This window comes from Microbacterium fluminis (genome assembly GCF_051549805.1).
Lineage (GTDB): Bacteria > Actinomycetota > Actinomycetes > Actinomycetales > Microbacteriaceae > Microbacterium.
Window position 1 is genome coordinate 2,742,406 of sequence record NZ_CP196042.1, and the last position, 15,155, is coordinate 2,757,560.

Below are 15,155 nucleotides of genomic sequence, written 5' to 3' on the forward strand. Positions count from 1 at the left end.
GCCGGGATCGGTATTGGACGAACTCGGCCACGGCGCGACAGGCTGAGTGGGCAGTACCGCGCCAGACGACCGCCGATCTGGGCGGGCGTGGCCCGAGAGACGCACGACAGCAATGAAGCGAGGAGACCACGATGGGTGCATACCGGACCATCAACCCAGCCACCGGCCAGACGGTCGCCGAGTACCCCGTGATCGGCGATGCGGACGTGGCCGACATCGTCGCCCGCTCGCACACGGCCTACCGCAGGTACCGGGAGCTGCCGCTCGCCGAACGGACGGGGATCCTGGCACGCGCGGCGCAACTGCACCGGGACCGCATCGATGAACTGAGCGCGCTGCTGACCCTCGAGGTCGGCAAACCCGTCACGCAGGCCCGCGGGGAAGTCGAGCTGGTCGCCTCGATCTACCAGTACTACGCCGACCACGCCGAAGCGTTTCTCACCGACGAGACCCTCGACATCGTCGGCGGAGGGGAAGCGCTCGTCCGCACCGAGCCGATCGGGCCGCTGTTGGGGATCATGCCGTGGAACTACCCGTACTACCAGGTGGCCCGGTTTGTCGCCCCCAACCTCGCACTGGGCAACACGATCATCCTCAAACACGCCCGCAACTGCCCGCAGTCCGCCCTCGCCATCGAACGCGTGCTCCACGATGCCGGGCTTCCGGCCGACGCGTACATCAACGCGTTCGTAGACAGCCGCCAGATCGCCGGCATCATCGCCGACCCGCGCGTGCAAGGGGTGTCGCTGACCGGCTCCGAGAAGGCGGGCTCGGCTGTCGGCGAGGTGGCCGGCAGGCATATGAAGAAGGTCGTCCTCGAGCTGGGCGGCTCGGACCCGTTCATCGTCCTGGAGGATGCTGACGTCGACGCGGCCGTGGCAGCCGGCGTGCGCGGCCGCATCGCCAACGGCGGCCAGGCGTGCACGGCATCCAAGCGGTTCATCGTCGTGGATGCCGTCTACGACGAGTTCTCCCGGAAGTTCATCGACGCGATCACGAAGATCACCCCCGACGACCCCACGGACCCCGACACGTTCCTCGGCCCGCTGGCGTCCGCGGATGCCGGCAAGGAGCTCGAGGAGCTCGTCGAGGACGCGGTCGCCAAGGGCGCCACCCTGCACATCGCCCCCGGTGCACGCCGAGAGGGCGCCTTCTACCCGCCCAGCGTGCTCACCGGGGTCACCCCGCCGATGCGAGCCTACGAGGAGGAGCTGTTCGGACCGACCGCGGTCGTGTACCGGGTGCCTTCCCCGCAGGCCGCGGTCGCCCTGGCCAACGAGTCGCCCTTCGGGCTGTCCAGCAGCGTCTTCACGCAGGACCCTGTGGCGGCCGCGCAGATCGCCCGCGAACTGGAGGTCGGGATGGTGTGGATCAACAGCACCAGCCGCAGCGCACCGGACCTCCCCTTCGGCGGTGTGAAGCGCTCCGGCGTCGGACGCGAGCTCGCCCGGTACGGCATGGACGAGTTCGCGAACAAGAAGCTCATCCGAACCCCCGCCTGATATCCCCGTGTAACGCCTCCGCCGCGCCGAGTACGCAACTGCGAATCCAGGCCTCCCTGGTCGGCAGGCGGGGGCGCTGTTTTCAGGAGATCAGGGTGTTCTGCCCGTCGAGACCGTACGCGCGCAGTTTCCGGTACAGCGTCGTGCGCCCGATACCGAGGATCTCCGCTGCACGCGAACGGTTTCCGTCCGCCTCCCGCAGCGCCGCATCGATCGCCCGGTACTCGGATGCGGCGATGCCGCGCAGCTGGCGGGCACGTGTGCGCATCTCGGCGGGCAGAAGGTCGACGTCCAGGATGGTGCCGACGGGGCGGTACGCCACCATCGCGGCAATCAGAACCCGCAGCTCCGAGGCGCCACCAGGCCAGTCCCACCGGGAAAGCGCCTGCAGCAGAGCAGGGCTCAGTGTCACCGAGTGCTCCTGAGCGAGTCTCACGGCCAGGCCGATGACACGGTCTGGGTCATCGCGCAGCGCTGGGAGGTCGAGTCGCGGCCCTTGGCGGCCCAGGAAATCGACGACGACGCCAGTCAGGTCGTCTGCGACACAGAACACGACCCGGGCGGACCGGACGGGATCTGCCGCGCCGGCCAATTGCTGCAGGACCGGGAAGTCAGCGTCGGTCAAAGACTCGATGCTGCGGACGACCACCGACGTGCCTGTGCTCAGCGCCTGCGCCGCCGTGGCCACGGCCTCCGGTTCCCGAAATGCCGGGGCGTCGATGACGACCGGGTCGTGGCGGTCGCGTTCGCGCAGCCAGAGCTGGGCGAGAAGCGTCTTCCCGCTGTCGCGCGGACCGTGGATCGCGATGCACCCGCTGGTGCGGCCGAGCACGTCGAGGTGCGCGGCAAGGCGGGAGAGTCGGGTGGGTTCCGGCGCTGCGGTCGGCTCGTCCTCGGGCAGTTCCACGAGGTAGATGCTCTCGCCTGCCCGATTCACGATGCGGCGGGCAGTGCTCGGCCGATCCGCGAGCAGGACGGATGCGACATCCCCCTGCCAGTGGTGGGCCTGGAGCTCGTCCCACAGGGTCACGTGCCGCTCGGCCGAGAGCATCGGCAACGCGCCCGTCGAGGCGAGCACGCCGCCACGGCCGATGGCAAGCACGCGGTGGCGGGCGGTACCGTCCGCGAACCGGGCCAGCAGCGCCTGCAGCTCCAGCGGTGCGGTGTTCAGGAGCGCGTCCTGGAGGTCGCGAGCGGCCTGCTTCGCGATCGCGAGCATCGCGGGGTGGGATGCCCCGACGGGAGAGGCGAGGGCGAGCGAGCCGATGACCCGCTGCGAGAGGGGGTCGTGGATGGGGGCGCCGGCGCAGGCGAGGGTCTGCAGCCGGTCGTTGACGTGCTCGGCGCCGCGCACGAACACTGCGGATCTTTCCTCGATCGCCGTTCCGAGTCCGTTCGTGCCCAGCGCGGACTCCGAGAATTCGAATCCTTCGGCGGCGGACACCTTGTCGAGCCGTCTCGCGTGGCTCGGGTCGCCCACCTTTCGGGCGAGGATCCGTCCGGATCGGTCGCTGACCAGCAGCGCGACACGCATGTCCGCGAGTGATTCCGCCCATCGCGCCAGGACGATCTCAGCGGTGTCCTGAAAGCGTCCCGCCGGTTCGGAGAACGGGTGGTAGGCAGGAGTCGCCGTCGGATCGTAGCCGCCACCGGTGGTGAACGAGCGACGCCAACTGCGCTCGATCACCGGGGGGACGTTCAGTGTTCGGGGAGTGAGACCGTGCGCGCCGACGCCAGCTTCGAGAAGGCGTTCACGAGCCTGCCGCACGCTCGCGGCGGAATAGGTATCGGTGGACATAGCTGGGACCTCGCGTCACTGCAAGTGGTCCCACCCAGTATCCGCCTCCCTATTAGGACCCGCCAATACCTAGTCCGCTGTGGATCCATCCTCTGTGCGCATGAGTCCATGGTGGTGGGGAAGCCGGTCGCGTTCGTAGGTGATGTCGGTGTAGCCGTGAGGAATGGGCTGGCCGTGGTCGTCGAGGCCGACGAAGACGATCTTCTCGATCGTCAGAATGCGGTCACGGGTGATCATGTTGCGCACCTCGGCGCGCATCGTGAGGGAGGTGCGCCCGAACGCGGTGGCGCGCAGTCCCATCTCGATCAGATCGCCTTGTCGTGCGGAGCTGACGAAGTCGATCTCGGATATGTACTTGGTGACCGCCCGGGAGTTTCCGAGCTGGATGATGGCGTAGATCGCGGCCTCTTCATCGATCCAGCGCAGCAGGCTGCCGCCGAACAGGGTGCCGTGCGCGTTCAGGTCCTCGGGACGGACCCAGCGGCGTGATCGGAAGGTGACGTCTTCTGACATGTTGTCGCTCATAGGACGACCGTAGGCCGGGAAGCACACTCCCGGCCTACGGTTACCGTCGATCAGGCCGGGATGGGCTGTCCGATGCTGAATCCTTCGAAGTCCTTCGCCTGGATCTCCGAGAGGAGGCCGCGGTAGGCGCCTAGGCCGCCGAGGTAGAACATCACGGCGTGCTTCTTGCCGGGGATGTTCGCCCCGAAGATCCACGAGTCGGTCTTGGGGAACAGCGTGTAGTTTGCGATCGTCGTGCAGGTCTCGGTCCATTCGTCCTCGACCTGCTGCGACACCTCGATGAGCCCGCCTCTCCGCTCCGCCTCGGTCACCAGGGTCGTGATGAACTCGACCTGCGCCTCGATGGCGGGCACCAGGTTGGTGAACGGCCCGTTGGGGCCGAGGATCATGAACATGTTCGGGAATCCGGCCGTCATGATGCCGAGGAAGCTGGTCGGAGCGTCGGCCCAGTGCTCGTCGACGCTCACCCCTCCGCGCCCGCGGATGTCGATGCGGCGGTAGTTGCCGTCGACCGCGTCGAACCCGGTAGCCAGCACGAGCACATCCAGCTCGTGCTCCACGCCGTCCGCGGTCTTCACGCCTCGCGGGGTGATCTCGACGATCGGGTTCTCCTTGATCGACACCAGCTTCACGTTGTCCTGGTTGTACACGTCGTAGTAGTCCTGGTTGCACAGCGGCCGCTTCGCATACGGCTGGGTCGGGGTGAGCAGTCGCGCCGTCTCCGGGTCCTTGACCGTCTCGGCGATCTTGCGGCGGATGAACGCAGCGGCTGCCTCGTTCGACTCCGGGCTGATGGCGATGTCGTTGAACGTGCCGAACATGAAATAGAACCCGTTGCCGCGATCCCATGCCGCCTGGAACACGCGCTCCCGCTCGGCCTCGTCGACGTCACTGGCCGCGACGGTGGACTCCTGGAACCCGAACGCGACGCCCGAGTTGCGGACCTGATCCCAGATCTCGGGGAACCGGGACTTATAGTCCTCCACCTCTCCCGGCTCGACCGGTCCGTTGCCGGAGGGGACGCTGTACTGCGCGGAACGCTGGAACACGGTCAGGTGCGACACCTGCTTGGCTGCGGCGACGATGAACTGCGTTCCGGTCGAGCCAGTGCCGATGACCCCCACCCGCTTGCCCTCGATCGACAGGTCGTCCGGCCACTCCGCGGTGTGCACGAGGCGCCCTTCGAACGATTCGATCCCGGGGATGTCAGGGATGTTGGTCGCTGCGAGCAGCCCCAGCGCGGTCACCACGTACCGGGCCGTGAAGGACTCTCCGGCGGAGGTGCCGACCGTCCAGGTGTTGGTGGCTTCGTCGAAGACGATCGACGTGACTTCGGTGTTCAGCCGGAAGTCCTTGCGGAGGTCGTACCGGTCGACGACGGTCTCGAGATAGCTGAGGATGTCGGGCTGGTCGATGTACTTTCGGGCCCAGTCCCACTCCTGCAGCAGTTCGTCATCGAACGAGTATCGATAGAAGGGGCTCTCCGTGTCGGACATGGCGCCGGGGTACCGGTTCCAGTACCACGTGCCTCCGATGCCGGCGCCCTTCTCGAACCCGCGGACGCGCAGGCCGAGCTTGTCGCGCAGCGTGTGCAACTGGTAGATACCGCCGAAGCCGGCGCCGACGACGATCGCGTCGAAGTCCGTGGTCTGTGTGGATGTCATGGTGCAACTCCTTCGTTGAAAGTGGTGGGTGTGAGTAGGTCAGTCGCGAAGCCACTGACCGATGGTGTTGAGCTCCGCGTCCACGTTCGCGTCTCGGCCGGCCAGGAACGGGTAGACGTGCTGCTGTCCTTCGGCGATATGCAGGGTGACGTCGACACCGGCGCTCTTGGCGCGCTCGGCCACGCGCGTCGCGTTGTCGACGAGGGACTCGATCGACCCGGCGTTGAGGTACAGCGGGGGGAACCCGGTGAAGTCGGCGTAGAGCGGGTTCGCGAGCGGCGCCGCCGCACTAGTGGTCTCCCCCAGCACGCCGGCGATCATGCCCTCCAGGAGCGGGACGGAGATCAGCGCGTCGGTCGCATCGTTGGTGACCAGCGTCGCGCCGCGGTTCTCCATGTCCAGCCACGGGGAGAATGCGATGACGTGCCCGGGCAGCGGCCGCCCCTTCGCCTTCAACGCCAACGGGATGGCGATGGCGAGATTGCCTCCTGCCGAGTCGCCGATGGTGGTGATGTCCTCCGGGCGGACCCCCCGCTCCAGCAGTGCCTCGAACGCGGCGACCCCGTCTTCGACCTGGGCGGGGTGCGGGTGCTCGGGCGCGCGACGGTAGTCCAGCACGAACGCGGTCGCGCCCGCTGCCTTGGCGACGTGCGCGGCGAGCTTGCGGTGGCTGGCCGCGGAGCCGACGGCGAAGCCGCCGCCGTGGGTGTAGAGGAGGACCTTGGAGCGGTCGGCTCCGGCCGGGAACGCCCAGATGCCGGGCACACCGCCGACCGTCTCCTCCTTGTAGGTGACATCTTCCGGTTCGACGGTCGGCTGGTGCCACTCGTCGAAGATGCTGCGGAATAGCCGCATGTCCAGCTCGTGGGTGGCCATGAGCTCGGACCAGTCCAGATACAAGTTGCGCAAAGCGCTCGGGACGACTGCTGTCGCGGTGGATGACGAGGACATCGCATAACTCCTTCGTTGATGCTCGCGGTCGCCTACGGAACGAAGGCGGTGCGCTCGGTGGGTCAATCCCAAGTTTCGAGGAGTAATCGGACGGGGCACTGTGCCGATGTGGAACAGTGCCGGGCTGGGGCCGGTGAGGCGACCTGGTCGGGGTAGTTGAGAGCCCACCGGACGCTCCGGCACACAGCAGGGAATGCCGGACACCGGGCGACCAGGGTGGCACGACGATGACCACGCGCAGGTGGGCCGCAGCGGCGTCCGAACCAGCCTCGACGGATGTGCCGAGCAGGATGCTCAGAGCATGTTGGCCGACCCGGGGCGCAGCGCGAGGATCAGTGTTTGCAGCGCGGTGGTCAGTCTCATCGTCTGGGCGCGCCCCGATCCCTATCGGCAGCGTGGGATGAGGGGGATAACGCCGGCCGCCATCCCGAGCGTGGTGGCGACCGCCCGGCGGCGGCGTGGCGGCGGGGCGGGGCTGTGTCTTGGCGGCGTGGTCCGGTTCCGCCGTGCACCTGGACCGTGGGGTCGGCGACTTTCCCGACCATTTCGGTGCAGAACAGTTTCGCGACTGACGGTGCGATGCGCTGGTCTTCTCCGGTGACATACAGGCGCGCCGCTTCGCGGACGAGGGCTCGACCTGCCATCACCCCGGTCTGCTGGTCGGCGAGCATCGCCTGCACCAGTTGGAAGTCTCCGATAGGGGTGCCGCCTTGTGTGGCGGTCGCCGCGTACGAGACGGACTCGTCGAGCGCCCGTTGCGCCGACCCGACAGCGAGCGCTTCGATATGGATCCGGCCTCGCGCGAGAGAGGTCATCGCGGCGCGATACCCGGTCCTCTCGTCGCCGACTAGAGCTGGCCCCGAGATGATCCAGTCGTCGCCGTCCCGAGTCGCGGTCGTGCGCAGTCCGGCGGGGTCAGAGCCGGCGCCGGGCTCCGTGAGCGCGAACGAGGCCACATCGCCCTCAGCGAGGCGAGGCAGCCATTGCTGCTTCTGCGCGTCGGTGCGGAACCCGACGAGAACCTGACCGGCGATGCCGCTGTTCGTGCCGAACATGGACCGCACCGCGAGCGAAGTGTATCCGAGCTCCATGGCGAGCTGCACCAGATCCAGGCCGAGACCACCCCAGTCTTGAGGGATCGCGTCGCCGAACAGTGCCATCTCCGCCTCCTGCTGGCGCAGATCGTCCGGGATGGCGTCGGACGCCACGATCTCGAGCTCGCGGGGCACGACTCGGTTCCGGACGAAGTCGCGCACGGTAGCCAGGACATCGTCGAAGACATCAGCGGGGACGTCGGAGCTTCCTGCGCATATGTCTATACTCGCAACGACAGGATTGGCGCGGACAAATACTCAGCGTCGCGGTGACTATTGCTGCATCGGCATGAATTGCGGTCCAGGCATCGGCATAGTGCGGTCCAGAGCAGGATTCTGTCTCCCCGCACGTGGGCGAGGACGTCAAGGAACGGCTAGGGAGCTCTCATCCGTCGAACATTCCCGGAGAGTCTGCCGACTGGTCGATCGGCCGTCTCACCTCATCGAAGCCGGACAGATGGTGCATGTGGTCCGAACCGAGCGCGTGCTCGAAGACGATATGCGTACGCGTCGAGGCAACAACCGGGTGCATGCTCACCTGCGTGGAGACGATGTCCCTCAGCTGGTCGGTCGAGGTGCAGACCAAGTGGATGAGGAAGTCCTCGTTCCCTCCGATGAAAAAGAGGTTCAGCACACTGGGCAACTTGGCCATCAATCTCGCGTATTCGTGCACGTGAGGGCGCGCCTGGGCACGCAGCCGCACGAACACCATCGCCTGAACCGGCAGGCCGACCCTTTGGTAGTCGACTTCAGCGTGCACCGATTTGAGTGCTCCGGCTTGCTTCAGTGAAGAGACTCGAGCGGATGCCGTCGACGGAGAGATGCCGAGCAGGTCGGCCAACGCAGTCATCGTCGTCCGGCCGTCTCTGATCAACTCCCAGAGGATCCTCTCGTCGAGTTCGTCGACGCGCGAGGACTCCGAGCCGGCCACGTGTGTGCGCTCGCGGCTGCCGTGTGGCCTTTCGCCCATCTCGCTCACATTCAGCAGTGCTGTTGGGTTTCTACGACTCGCTACGACAATCATGCCGTTCCCGGCGAGCTCTCGCTGCAGGTCAGGCGGAAGACCTCGCTATCGCACTGATCTCGATAACGAGTCCGGGGAGAGCAAGCCCACTGACCCCGATCGCTGTCCACGCGGGGTACGGGGGCGCAAGGAACACGTCCTTCACCGCTGGAAACCAATCGAAGACACCCGCGACATCGCCCACATGATGGCTGGTGATGCTGACGATGTCGTCATAGCTCAGCTGCGCCTCAGCGAGTACCGCACCGAGCCTCTCGAAGGCGATGCGCGCCTGCTCTGATGGGTCTGAAGGAGCGAGTCCAGAGGGATCAAGCCCGATCTGTCCCGATACGAACAGGAATCCGCCGGCTTCGAATCCCGGCGAGAAGTGATACTGAAGGTAATCCTCCGTCATGGTGTCCGGAGTGATCGATCGGCCTCCTGCACGCTCAACGGCCATCTCACCCGATCCCGTTCTCGGTCGCCGACTCACTGCAGGGCCTCGCCGATCGCGGCAGCAGCCTTCTGTCCTGCTCGCACTCCGCCTTCCATGTAGCCGGACCACTGGAACGATGCCTCCGTACCGGCGAAATGGATCCGACCTACCGGCTCCCGCAACGCCGAACCAAAGTGAGCCAAGACACCTGGAGGCATGTAGGTGACAGGACCTCCTTGTGCCCATGTCTGCTGTGTCCAGTCAGTCTCGTGGAAGTAGCTGGGCTCTGCAGCCTCGGGACCGAATGCCTTGATGAGGAGATCGATGAACGCACCCTGGCGCTCCTCAGCGGTGCGAACTGCCCACCGATCGTAGTTCGACCCGCCGACGAAGCCGATCAGCGTTGCGAGCGAATCGGTCGGCTTGGTGCCGTCGAGGAGGAAGACACCGACATCGTCAGTGTCGACCAATGCACCGGAGAAGCCTTGGTCGACCCAGAACGTGGATGGGTAGCGTACCTGAAGTTTGTAATAGCGGCCCATCGGGGCGCGGGTCTGGAGTTGCGCACGAGCAGTTGGCAACGCTGGTTGGAACCGGATCTGGTTTGCCGCCAGCGGCGACATGGCGACGATGACGTGCCGTGCCCGCAGACTTCGTTGACCGGAGTACACGACGACTCTGGAATCGTCCTGCTCAACACGGGTGACCGCCCAGTCAAGAAGCACCTTCTCGCGCCCGATCGCGTCCGCGATGCGCCAGCTGACCTGAGCGGCGCCTCCGACCCACCACGCCCACTGGGCTCCGTCCCGCGTGCCCATCAGGGACTGGATCCCTTCGCACTCGCTCACATAGTAGGCCCAGTACAGAAGCGAGACTTCGTACGGATCCGCCCCGAGAATCGCATTCACGATGAGCGTGTGCAGGCGTCTGACCTCGACACTCTCCACGGTTTCCTCGAGCCACGTGGCGACCGTCTTGCTGTCCAGCGAAGCTGCGTCAGGTGACTCCCAGGGCCGGTCCCAGCCAACACTCTCAGCGAGTGCGTCGAGAGCCTCGAGCGAAGACAGGAACTCCGGGACAAAGGAGATGTCGGGATCCAGTTGCTCGTCGGGTGCCCGCAGCACATCGCCCTTAACGACATACGTGTCCGCGCCTGGCTTTCCGGATGGCGTCATCTCCAGGCCGAGGCTCGTGCCGAGTTCGATCAAGTGCGTATGGGTCTCACCGATGAACATTCCGCCGTTGTCGATCGGCCCACCTGGTGCCCCCTCTGGCTCGGTCCAGGTCCGGCCCCCGATCCGGTCGTTCGCTTCGACGACGAGAACGCGATCGCCCCGATCATGCAAGGCCTTGGCGGCAGCGCTGCCGGATATCCCCGCTCCGATGATGATGACATCGGCATCGAGCGCCGTTGATTCAGTGTTGGTGTGCGTCACAGTCTCTCTCCCACTTGCTTCGTTCTTGCTTGCATGGTTCTGGTGCGATGTACCTGACGGGCCGAACCGCTGATGCGCAATCGGTGCCGCCCGGAGGCGCGGCCGTACTACTCGAACTCACTCAACGCGAGGTAGTCGTTTGGACGTCTCGCTCGCATGTGCAACGCGATGAACACTCCGCCTATGAAGGCCGCGACGAGCACGGACACGATGACGACAGACTCGACTACCCCGCCGACCAACAGGGGGAAATTGGACAGCACGAGAACGAGAACCGTGCCGAGTCCGAGCAGCGCCCCGACCGGGGCGATCATCGTGTGCCACAGCCTCTTGTCGAAGGAATGCCGACGGAAGAACACAATCACGGCGAGGCTGGTGAGCGCCATGAGCGCGATGATCCCCAAGGTCGCTGCACCAGAGAGCCAGGTATAGATGGCTGTATAGGGATCCAGACCTGTAGTAATGACAATGGCGATGCTGACTCCCGTCAGGAGGCTCAGCACGATCGAGGACGTCGACGGGGCTCGGTGCTTCTCGCTGACCGCCCCGAGCATTCGTGGCAGAACGCGGAAATTCGCGAGGGTGAACTGATACCGCGTAACCACGTTGTGGAAGGACAGAGCACACGCGAAGATGCTCGTCGCAACGAGGATCTGCATGATGTCGAAGAAGACCGGCGCGACGAAAGTCTTTGCAAGTCCGAGGACCATATTGTCCGGATCAGTGGAGGCGACCTCCACAGCGTTGTCGACCCCCGTTCCCATAGCAGCAGCCCACGCGGCGAAAGCGTAGAACAGACCGATTCCGATGACCGCGATGTATGTGGCCTTGGGGATCGTTCGGTCTGGATCTCTAGCCTCGTTCCGGAAGACTGCGGTCGCCTCGAAGCCGATGAAGCCGAGCAGAGCGAACATGACGCCCAGACCAACGGCACCGCTCAGGAACTCCGACGGTGCGAAGGGACTCAGGTTGAGCCCGGCCTCGCCACCCTGGATGATGATGGCGACATCCAGCACGATCACCACGAGCGCCTCGAGTATGAGCGCTATCGCGAGCACCTTGGCGCTCAGCTCGATATCGCGATAGCCCAGGAATCCGACGATCAACCAGCCGAATATGCTCCAAAGCCACCACGGAGGGGCCGCTCCCGTGTACGTCGCAACGACGTTGCCCACCAGCATGCCCACGAGTGCATACACGGCCACGAGCAGGATGAAGTACGACACGAGCGCAAGAATGGCAGCGCCTACTCCGGCGATCCGGCCAAGCCCTGCCTTCACGTAGGAGTAGAAGGCACCCGCGTTCTTGACGTACTTGCTCATCGACGTGAACCCAACGGCGAACAGAGTCAGGATTCCAGCAGCGATCAGGAAGTAGACAGGTGCCCCGACGTTCCCGCTCGCCGCGAACACAACCGGGGTGATGGCGGCTGCAACGGTCAGAGGCGCGGCCGCAGCGACGACCATGAAGACAATCGATCCCACGCCGAGTCTTCGATGCAGGAGGGTGTGCGGTGTACCGTGCAACTCTCCATCGACGGCGAGGAAGGGGACAGCACCCGAATCTGCAGCGCCCAGCTCGTCGACTTGCGCGTCTTCTTCGTTCATGGCGGGGCGCCATCCTCACTCTTCTTCACGGAGCAGCCAGATGCTGCACGTCGTGCCATCACGGCACATGCGGTCGGCGACGGAACGTCACCCGTGGTGCGCCAAAGCCGTTGCTGGGACGTCGGCCACGGAAGCCGAAGCACTCCCAGGAGTATCGGGGATGTTGTGTTTCCGTGGCGTTAATGGCGATTGATTCGTGAGATTCGGGTGTCAGATCAAAAATGCTCCGACTTGGCGCAGTGAAGATGGGTACCTGCCGCAACTATTCGAGACCGCCGGGAGCCGATCGAGAGCGACGATGGCCCAGTCGGTCACGCCGAAGCACCAGCAGGCCGAGGGCGGAAACATCCGTAACGGCAGCAGATCGAAGACCGTGCTGACCGAGGTCGGTGCCGTCGAGATCGACGTGCCGCGGGATCGGGACGGGTCATTCGATCCGAAGATCGTGCGCAAACGGCAACGGCGGCTGACCGGGGTCGATGAGATTGTGCTCTCGCTGACCGCGCGAGGACTGACCACGGGCGAGGTCGCGGCGCACTTCGACGACATCTATGGTGCCAGCGTCAGCAAGGACACGATCTCGAGGATCACGGACAAGGTCATCGAGGAGATGACCGAGTGGCAGAACCGACCCCTCGACCGCGTCTACCCGGTGGTGTTCATCGATGCCCTCGTGGTGAAGGTCCGTGACGGGCAGGTGCGCAACAAGCCGTTCTATCTCGCCGTCGGCGTGACCGTGAACGGGGAACGCGACATCCTTGGGATCTGGGCTGGCGACGGCGGTGAGGGCGCGAAGTTCTGGCTCGGGGTGCTCACCGAGATCAAGAACCGCGGCGCCGAGGATGTCTGCATCGTCGTCTGCGACGGGCTCAAGGGACTGCCGGAGTCGATCAACACCGCGTGGCCGCTCGCGACGGTGCAGACCTGCATCACCGGTCTATACCGCGCCGACCGAAGCGGCCGCTCGTGAGCGGTTCGTGGAGTTCGACGCGAAGTGGGGCGGGCAGTATCCGGCGATCAGCAAGCTCTGGCAGAGCGCTTGGAGTGAGTTCGTGCCGTTCCTGGACTGGGACGTGGAGATCCGTCGGATCATCTGCAGCACGAACGCGATCGAGTCTCTCAACGCCCGCTACCGTCGCGCCGTCAGAGCTCGAGGTCACTTCCCGAACGATGTCGCGGCGCTGAAGTGTCTCTACCTGGTGACCCGTTCGCTTGACCCCACCGGGCGGGGCAGGGCACGCTGGGCGACGAGGTGGAGGCCGGCGCTGAACGCGTTCGCGATCGCTTTCGAAGGCCGAATCAACTAATGACCGCCGGCCCAGAAACACCGTTCATCGGACACCCCCTTCCGCGACGCATTTGACCTCGTGCGCGCCGAAGGCGGCTATCTCGGTGAACAACAGCGAGGACTCCTGCTGCGCCTCCGCGCAGTGCCCTCGAAGAAGGTTGAGCGGGCCGTGCGGCGCGCTCTCAACGAGGGCCGCACGGCGAGTGAGCGCATCGAGCTAGGAGGCTGCTGAACATTCTGGTGGGTTAAGGCGCGCCCGCGAGGGTTGGTGGCGGGCTGGTTAAGACTTGGGTGATGCAGGGTCGTGATGATGGGTCGCGGGATCTTCTGGATGTGTCTTCGTTCGCAGGGCATCTGATGCCGGTGGGGAGCGTGTTCGCGTTCCTCGCTGAGCACCGTCACCAGTTGTTCCCGGATGACATGTTCGCGGACTTGTTCCTGTCGGGGCGGGGGCGCCCGTCGCTGCCGGGTGATGTTGCCGCGTCCGTTTTGGTGCTGCAGGCGCTGCATGGGTTCGGATCGGGAGGCCGCGGACGCGGTCACGTTCGATCTGCGGTGGAAGGCCGGCGTGCGGGTTCCCGATCGATCACGCCGGGTTCCACCCGTCGACGTTGACGTATAGGCGGCGCCGACTCGCCTCCAGCGACAGGCCGCATCGGATCTTCGACGCGGTCCGGGAGGTGATCGGCCAGACCGGCGCGATCACGGGAAAGACGCGGCGGGCGTTGGATTCCACGATCCTCGACGAGGCGGTGGCCCGGCAGGACACCGTCACCCAGCTGATCGCGCAGATCCGCCGGGTCGGCCGGGACGTGCCCGGCGCGACAGGGCGAGTCGGAGTGCACCAGGCTAGCTCTAAAACTGACAAAGGTTGTTGACAGTTGGGTCTTCCTGATGCGAAGGAAGATTGCATGTCATCATCTGAACGCGAGATCGAGCGTCGAGCGAAGCACAAGCTCGCCGTGCTGCGGCATGCCGAGGAAGTCTCGGGCAGCGTCGCGGCTACGTGCCGCTACTACGGGATCACGAGAACCTGCTTCTACAAATGGCGTCGCAGATACGAGGAGGAGGGCTTCGAAGGCCTCAGGGACCGCTCCAGCATTCCGCATCACTCCCCGAACGCAACCAGCGCCGAGGTGATCGAGAAGATCCTCTGGCTCCGACAGCAGTATCACTTCGGGCCGCAAAAGATCGCGATGTATTTGAAGCGATACCACGACATCACGATCAGCCCGTCGGGGGTCTGGCGGATCCTGAACAAGGTCGGGATGAGCCGGCTTCCAGCATCGCAACGCTACAAACGCACTCAGACCCGGTGGAAGCGTTACGAGAAGCAGCGGCCCGGCCACCAGCTGCAGGTCGACGTGAAGTTCATCGAGCCGCTCGGTCAGACCGGCCGGAAGAAGCGCTACTACCAATACACCGCGATCGACGACTGCACGCGTCTCCGGGTGTTGCGCGCCTACCCGCGCAACGACCAGAAGATCGCGATCCAGTTCATCGACCACGTCCTGTCCAAGCTGCCGTTCCAGGTCGAGCAGGTTCAGACCGATAACGGGCAGGAGTTCGGGCAGGCATTCCACTGGCATCTGCTGGACAAAGGCATCGGCCACGTCAAGATCCGCCCCCGGACACCGCGGCTGAATGGAAAGGTGGAGAGATCGCACCGAATCGACTCCGAAGAGTTCTACCGACTCCTCGAAGGCGAGGTCATCGACGACGCCAACCTCTTCGCCGAACGCCTCCAGCAGTGGGAAGACCACTACAACTACGATCGACCCCACGGCGCGCTTGCCGGGCAGACCCCCTACGAGCGTCTCAAGCAGAAAGCACGGGACCCACTGTCATAGG

Annotated in this window: 11 protein-coding genes and 2 pseudogenes; 4 read left to right on the forward strand and 9 right to left on the reverse strand. The window is 65.2% G+C overall.

Annotated features, from left to right (window positions below; genetic code table 11):
- Nucleotides 1–131 precede the first annotated feature (131 nt).
- The gene (locus ACSJDX_RS13265; protein ID WP_438353123.1) at nt 132–1,502 is read left to right on the forward strand and encodes an NAD-dependent succinate-semialdehyde dehydrogenase; all 1,371 of its coding nucleotides are present in this window, start codon (nt 132–134) and stop codon (nt 1,500–1,502) included.
- Between the two features lie 82 nt (nt 1,503–1,584).
- Here ACSJDX_RS13265 and ACSJDX_RS13270 read toward each other — a convergent pair whose 3' ends face one another.
- From ACSJDX_RS13270 to ACSJDX_RS13310, 9 genes are all read right to left on the reverse strand, one after another.
- A complete protein-coding gene (locus ACSJDX_RS13270; protein WP_438353124.1) occupies nt 1,585–3,189 on the reverse strand; it encodes a helix-turn-helix domain-containing protein in 1,605 nt (534 codons plus the stop codon).
- Nucleotides 3,190–3,369: 180 nt separating this feature from the next.
- Nucleotides 3,370–3,825: an acyl-CoA thioesterase gene (locus ACSJDX_RS13275; protein WP_438353125.1), complete on the reverse strand. Its 456-nt coding sequence runs from the start codon at nt 3,823–3,825 to the stop codon at nt 3,370–3,372.
- 50 nt (nt 3,826–3,875) lie between these two features.
- On the reverse strand, nt 3,876–5,489 hold the full coding sequence (locus ACSJDX_RS13280) for a flavin-containing monooxygenase (protein WP_438353126.1): 1,614 nt from the start codon (nt 5,487–5,489) through the stop codon (nt 3,876–3,878).
- Nucleotides 5,490–5,528: 39 nt separating this feature from the next.
- Complete coding sequence (locus ACSJDX_RS13285) at nt 5,529–6,440, reverse strand: alpha/beta hydrolase (protein WP_438353127.1); 912 nt, start codon at nt 6,438–6,440, stop codon at nt 5,529–5,531.
- Between the two features lie 359 nt (nt 6,441–6,799).
- Nucleotides 6,800–7,696, reverse strand: a complete 897-nt coding sequence (locus ACSJDX_RS13290; protein WP_438353128.1) for an acyl-CoA dehydrogenase family protein — start codon at nt 7,694–7,696, stop codon at nt 6,800–6,802.
- A 223-nt stretch (nt 7,697–7,919) separates the two neighbouring features.
- Complete coding sequence (locus ACSJDX_RS13295; RefSeq protein WP_438354991.1) at nt 7,920–8,504, reverse strand: Lrp/AsnC family transcriptional regulator; 585 nt, start codon at nt 8,502–8,504, stop codon at nt 7,920–7,922.
- A gap of 82 nt (nt 8,505–8,586) precedes the next feature.
- Entirely contained in the window at nt 8,587–8,952 is a 366-nt protein-coding gene (locus ACSJDX_RS13300; protein WP_438353129.1) for a RidA family protein, read from the reverse strand.
- A gap of 74 nt (nt 8,953–9,026) precedes the next feature.
- Nucleotides 9,027–10,409 carry a flavin monoamine oxidase family protein gene (locus ACSJDX_RS13305; RefSeq protein WP_438353130.1) on the reverse strand — a complete coding sequence of 461 codons (1,383 nt, stop codon included), beginning with the start codon at nt 10,407–10,409 and terminating at the stop codon, nt 9,027–9,029.
- 107 nt (nt 10,410–10,516) lie between these two features.
- Entirely contained in the window at nt 10,517–12,016 is a 1,500-nt protein-coding gene (locus tag ACSJDX_RS13310; protein WP_438353131.1) for an APC family permease, read from the reverse strand.
- A gap of 343 nt (nt 12,017–12,359) precedes the next feature.
- Between ACSJDX_RS13310 and ACSJDX_RS13315 the strand changes: the two are divergent.
- The 3 genes and pseudogenes from ACSJDX_RS13315 to ACSJDX_RS13325 all read left to right on the forward strand — a co-directional run.
- Nucleotides 12,360–13,323: pseudogene (locus ACSJDX_RS13315) on the forward strand (IS256 family transposase); the annotation flags it as partial.
- Between the two features lie 275 nt (nt 13,324–13,598).
- A pseudogene (locus tag ACSJDX_RS13320) lies at nt 13,599–14,161 on the forward strand (transposase); the annotation flags it as partial.
- 54 nt (nt 14,162–14,215) lie between these two features.
- Nucleotides 14,216–15,154 (forward strand): IS481 family transposase, encoded by a 939-nt coding sequence (locus ACSJDX_RS13325; protein ID WP_438353132.1) that lies wholly within the window; start codon nt 14,216–14,218, stop codon nt 15,152–15,154.
- Nucleotide 15,155 lies beyond the last annotated feature (1 nt).

Bases quoted from the DNA above. Each gene is read 5' to 3' on its own strand.
- ACSJDX_RS13300 (WP_438353129.1), bottom strand. From the start codon at position 8,952: ATGACGGAGGATTACCTTCAGTATCACTTCTCGCCGGGATTCGAAGCC.
- ACSJDX_RS13325 (WP_438353132.1), top strand. From the start codon at position 14,216: ATGTCATCATCTGAACGCGAGATCGAGCGTCGAGCGAAGCACAAGCTC.
- ACSJDX_RS13265 (WP_438353123.1), top strand. From the start codon at position 132: ATGGGTGCATACCGGACCATCAACCCAGCCACCGGCCAGACGGTCGCC.
- ACSJDX_RS13295 (WP_438354991.1), bottom strand. From the start codon at position 8,504: ATGGGCGAAAGGCCACACGGCAGCCGCGAGCGCACACACGTGGCCGGC.
- ACSJDX_RS13285 (WP_438353127.1), bottom strand. From the start codon at position 6,440: ATGTCCTCGTCATCCACCGCGACAGCAGTCGTCCCGAGCGCTTTGCGC.
- ACSJDX_RS13310 (WP_438353131.1), bottom strand. From the start codon at position 12,016: ATGAACGAAGAAGACGCGCAAGTCGACGAGCTGGGCGCTGCAGATTCG.
- ACSJDX_RS13280 (WP_438353126.1), bottom strand. From the start codon at position 5,489: ATGACATCCACACAGACCACGGACTTCGACGCGATCGTCGTCGGCGCC.
- ACSJDX_RS13275 (WP_438353125.1), bottom strand. From the start codon at position 3,825: ATGAGCGACAACATGTCAGAAGACGTCACCTTCCGATCACGCCGCTGG.